The organism is Halorubrum sp., from assembly GCF_046498025.1.
Taxonomy (GTDB): Archaea; Halobacteriota; Halobacteria; order Halobacteriales; family Haloferacaceae; genus Halorubrum.
In genome coordinates, this window is the sequence record NZ_JAWOBM010000060.1 from 1 (window position 1) to 4,055 (window position 4,055).

The 4,055-nt window shown below is 70.6% G+C and carries 4 protein-coding genes; 1 reads left to right on the forward strand and 3 read right to left on the reverse strand.

Annotated elements, in window-relative coordinates:
* The coding region (locus tag R6U01_RS11540; RefSeq protein ID WP_410286601.1) for a PH domain-containing protein at window positions 1-1,442 on the reverse strand (1,442 nt) is incomplete at its 3' end.
* A complete protein-coding gene (locus tag R6U01_RS11545; RefSeq protein ID WP_410286602.1) occupies window positions 1,439-1,903 on the reverse strand; it encodes a PH domain-containing protein in 465 nt (154 codons plus the stop codon). The genes R6U01_RS11545 and R6U01_RS11540, both read right to left, overlap by 4 nt.
* Before the next feature lie 183 nt (window positions 1,904-2,086).
* Here R6U01_RS11545 and R6U01_RS11550 point away from each other — a divergent pair, with 183 nt between their 5' ends.
* Window positions 2,087-3,397: a Glu/Leu/Phe/Val family dehydrogenase gene (locus R6U01_RS11550; protein ID WP_410286603.1), complete on the forward strand. Its 1,311-nt coding sequence runs from the start codon at window positions 2,087-2,089 to the stop codon at window positions 3,395-3,397.
* Window positions 3,398-3,423: 26 nt separating this feature from the next.
* Here R6U01_RS11550 and R6U01_RS11555 read toward each other — a convergent pair.
* Window positions 3,424-4,055: YqjF family protein (locus R6U01_RS11555; RefSeq protein WP_410286604.1), on the reverse strand; the 632-nt coding region annotated here is incomplete at its 5' end.

Here is a 4,055-nt window from a genome sequence, read left to right on the forward strand (position 1 = left end):
AGCCGCTCCTGCAGCGTCTCGCGGAGCTCGATCGCCTCCTCGAGTTCGAAGTCGACGGCGGCGGCGGACGTGCCGGCGATCGAGCTGCTCCCGGCGGTGTCGGCGACGACCGTCGCCACGTCCCAGCGGCGCTGGAAGACCGTCCGGCTGTCGATGACCGTCTGGATCCGGTAGTACGGGACGACCGTCACCGTCCGGCCCCAGAAGCCGTTGCGCGTGAGGAGGTGGTCCTCGCCGAGCCAGTACCCGCGGTGCTTCCACTTCAAGTGCGCGGCCGGCGGCACCGCGAACAGGAGGATCGCGGGCCCGTACCACGGGAGGTCGGGAGCGACGAACCAGTCGATCGCGAAGGCGATCCCGACGAGGACCGAGACGACGATCGCGTAGCGGATGACGTACCGCCACCGGACCCGCTTCGGCGGACGAGAGAACGTCGGCGTGCCGAACGACTCCACCTCGTGGGCGAGTCGGTAGACGCGGTCCGTCGTCGCGATGGGGACCGCCGCCTGACTCCCCCCTTCGCCCGACTGGCCGGGCGCGTACCCGGCGGTCTCGATCGAGAGGCTGGCGTAGCCGAGCGCCCGCTTCGCCGGGTTGTCGGTGATCATCAGCGTCTGGATCTTCTCGGTCGGGATGGAGCCGCTGTACCGCCGGAACAGCCCGCGCTCGTACCGGAGCTCGTCGCCGGCCCGCGAGAGCCGGAATCCGTAGTAGTTCGAGAACGCCACCCCCGCGCCGAGGAGCCACGACACGAGGAACAGCGCGCCGACGGCGACGATGGCGGTCGCGGTGAGCGCGGCGGCGGACGCCTCGGGAATGAACCCCGAGAGCACCGGGACCGACCCCGAACTCAGAAATAGCAGCAGGCCGATGAGCCGCCCGTCGAACGACAGCGCGCCGACCAGCGCGAGCTCGCCCGGCGAGATGGCGAACAGCTCATCCTCCTCCGGGCCGATCGCGTCGCGCTCGGCGTCGCCCGCGCCCGCCTCCGTTTTCTCGTCGCCCTCGCCGGTCGACGCGCGGGACTTGCGGCGCTGGACCTCGCGGCGGAGGCGGGTGGCCTCGTCGGGTTTGACGAAGCGGATCGACCCCTCGGTGGAGGAGCCGCCGGCGGTCTCCAGGTCGACCGCGGCGATCCCGAGCGCCCGCTGGATCACGCTCTGGCTCACGTCGACGTTCTGGATCCGCCGGTACGGGATCTCCCGCTCGCGGCGCGAGATCACGCCGGAGGAGATGTCGAGCGTGTCCTCCGTGAGCCGGTACTCGTACCGCCGGTAGTAGGCGACCTCGTACGCGAGCGCGACGAGGAGGATCGCTCCCCCGGCGGCGGCCGCCGCCGGGAACCCCCAGTCGTTGCTGTTCACGATCAGGAAGGCGATGACGATCAACCCCGACACCTTCTGGAGCGCGCGGTACGGGACCGACTGGGGCGCGAGTTTCACACCGCGTCCTCCCCGTCCGCGCGGATCGCCAGTCGTTTCAACTCCTCGCGGAGGTCGCTCGCGCCGGTCGGCGTCAGTCCCGGGATCCGAACGTCCGCCCCCCGGGATCCGGCGGTGTATACGACACAGGAGGCGAGGCCGACGCCGCGCTCGACCGGGCCGCGTCGGGAGTCGACGTGTTGGATCCGCACCAGCGGCACCGTGGTTCGGACCTGCGTGACCACGCCGCGGTCGAGGTACAGCGCGTCCTCGCGGATCTCGTAGCTCCAGCGACGGTACCGGAGTACGGCGTGGGTCACGCCGAGCACCAGTACGACGCTGCCGGCGACGACCGGCGCCCACCGCGGGAGGCGACCGAGGTAGGAGGCGCCGGCGAACGGGAGGGAGAGCACCGCGGCGACGATCACCGCGCGGAGAACCCACACGACCCGGATCCGCGGATGCAGCGACTGTGCCGTCATCGACGCTCCTCCGTCGCGTGTCCGCGTATCATACGCCGATGTTGTCGACGCCGACGTATAAGTCCGGGCGAAACGGGTCCCGATCGGGGACGCGGACGGCGCTGCCGGTGTCTTGATAGGTACTCTCTGTCGAAGTCAATACTTGCCGAAACCGATATCAGGGGGGACCGAGTCGGGCCCCCCATGACGGACGACCCGTTCGAGAACATGCTCGCCCAGATGGACCGCGCGAAGGCGTACGCCGACGTGGACGACGGCGTCTTCGAGCGGCTCAAACACCCGGAGCGCACGCTCAAGGTCACGCTCCCCGTGGAACTCGATTCCGGCGAGGTCGAGGTGTTCGAGGGGTTCCGCTGTCAGTTCGACAGCGCGCGCGGGCCGTTCAAGGGCGGCGTCCGGTTCCACCCGACCGTCAGCCAGCGCGAGGTCGAGGCGCTCGCGGGGTGGATGACGTGGAAGACCGCGCTCGTCGACCTCCCGTACGGCGGCGCGAAGGGCGGCGTGATCTGCGAGCCGAAGGACCTCACCCAGAACGACTTAGAGAGCCTCACCCGGCGGTACACGGAGGGGATCCGCCGGATGATCGGCCCCGAGACCGACGTGCCCGCGCCGGACATGAACACGAACCCGCAGACGATGGCGTGGATGATGGACACCTACTCGATGTACGAGGGCCACTCCGTCCCGCAGGTCGTCACCGGCAAACCGCTGGAGATCGGCGGGACTCCCGGCCGAGTCGAGGCCACGGGCCGAGGCGTCTCGATCGTCACCGAGCGCCTCTTCGAGTACCTCGACCGGGACCTCTCGGGGGCGACCGTCGCGATCCAGGGGTTCGGCAACGTCGGGTCGAACGCGGCCCGGCTCCTCGACGAGGCCGGCGCCCGGATCGTCGCCACCTCCGACGTCAGCGGGGCCGCGTACGACACCGACGGGCTCGACGTGGGGGCGCTCGCGGCCCACGTGACCGCGGGCGGGCTGATCGAGGAGTACGTGGCCGGCGACATCCGGGCGTCGCCGGAGGACCGGCGAGCGACCGACGGCGGCCAGCGCTGGGACGACCCCGACCTGATCGGCAACGAGGACCTGTTGACCCTCGACGTGGACGTCCTGATCCCGGCCGCCGTCGAGGGCGTGATCACCGCCGACAACGTCGACGACCTGCGCGCGTCGGCGATGGTCGAGGCCGCGAACGGCCCCACCACCGTGGCCGCAGACGAGGTGCTGACGGAGCGCGACGTGCAGGTGGTGCCGGACATCCTCGCGAACGCGGGCGGCGTCATCGTCTCGTACCTGGAGTGGGTCCAGAACGCCCAGGAGTTCTCGTGGCCGCTGGAGACGGTGAACGCCGAGCTGGAACGCCGCATGGGGACGGCGTTCGACCAGACGATCGACCAGTACGACGAGAAGGGACTCCCCGACCTGCGGACCGCCGCGTACACCCTCGCGCTCGAACGCACCGCGAGCGCCCACGAGTACCGCGGGCTGTTTCCGTAGCGGTCGGTCTTCGGCGGTCGACGGTCTCAGACGCGCCGAATTCGGTCCGCGCTCACGTCGATCGGGTCGGCGCAGTGGACGATCGGTTCGCCCTCCGACCGGTCGAAGCCGTTCGCCTCGAAGAGGGTGTTCTCGCGTACGTCGACGGTCCCCTCGCGCAGCGTCCACGGCTCGTGGCCGATCTCGCCGCGGTAGAGGCGATTCCCCTGCGCGTAAAATCGGTAGTTCTCGACGAGGAACGCCTCGAGCGACCCCGGCTCGGCCGCGAACCCCTCGCCGGTCGGCCCGTAGGTGGCGTCGAAGCGCGCCCTCGGGACCCCGCGGTGCGTCCGACGGCTCCGGAACCGGACGGCGTCGTCGCCCCCCCGGCGGGTGACGCTCATCTCGGCGCGGTAGTACGGCAGCGCGAACAGTCGGCGAGCGAGCGAGACGCCGAGCCGGTCGTCGGCGTCGAGATTGTAAAAGTAGACGCCGGGACCGGCCGACCCCCGGACGTAGGTCCGGAGGTTAAGCTCCGGGAAACTCAGTCCGAACGGAGCGCCTCGGGGCCGGATGTCGTCCATCACGAAGGCGACCACGCCGAGGTACGCGTCCCCGTCGTGCGTGGCGACCGAGAGCCGGTCGGGGAGCGTCTCGGCGACGACGGCGGGATCGACCG

Coding starts and splice junctions, on each gene's coding strand:
- R6U01_RS11545 (WP_410286602.1), bottom strand. CDS start 1,903: ATGACGGCACAGTCGCTGCATCCGCGGATCCGGGTCGTGTGGGTTCTC.
- R6U01_RS11550 (WP_410286603.1), top strand. CDS start 2,087: ATGACGGACGACCCGTTCGAGAACATGCTCGCCCAGATGGACCGCGCG.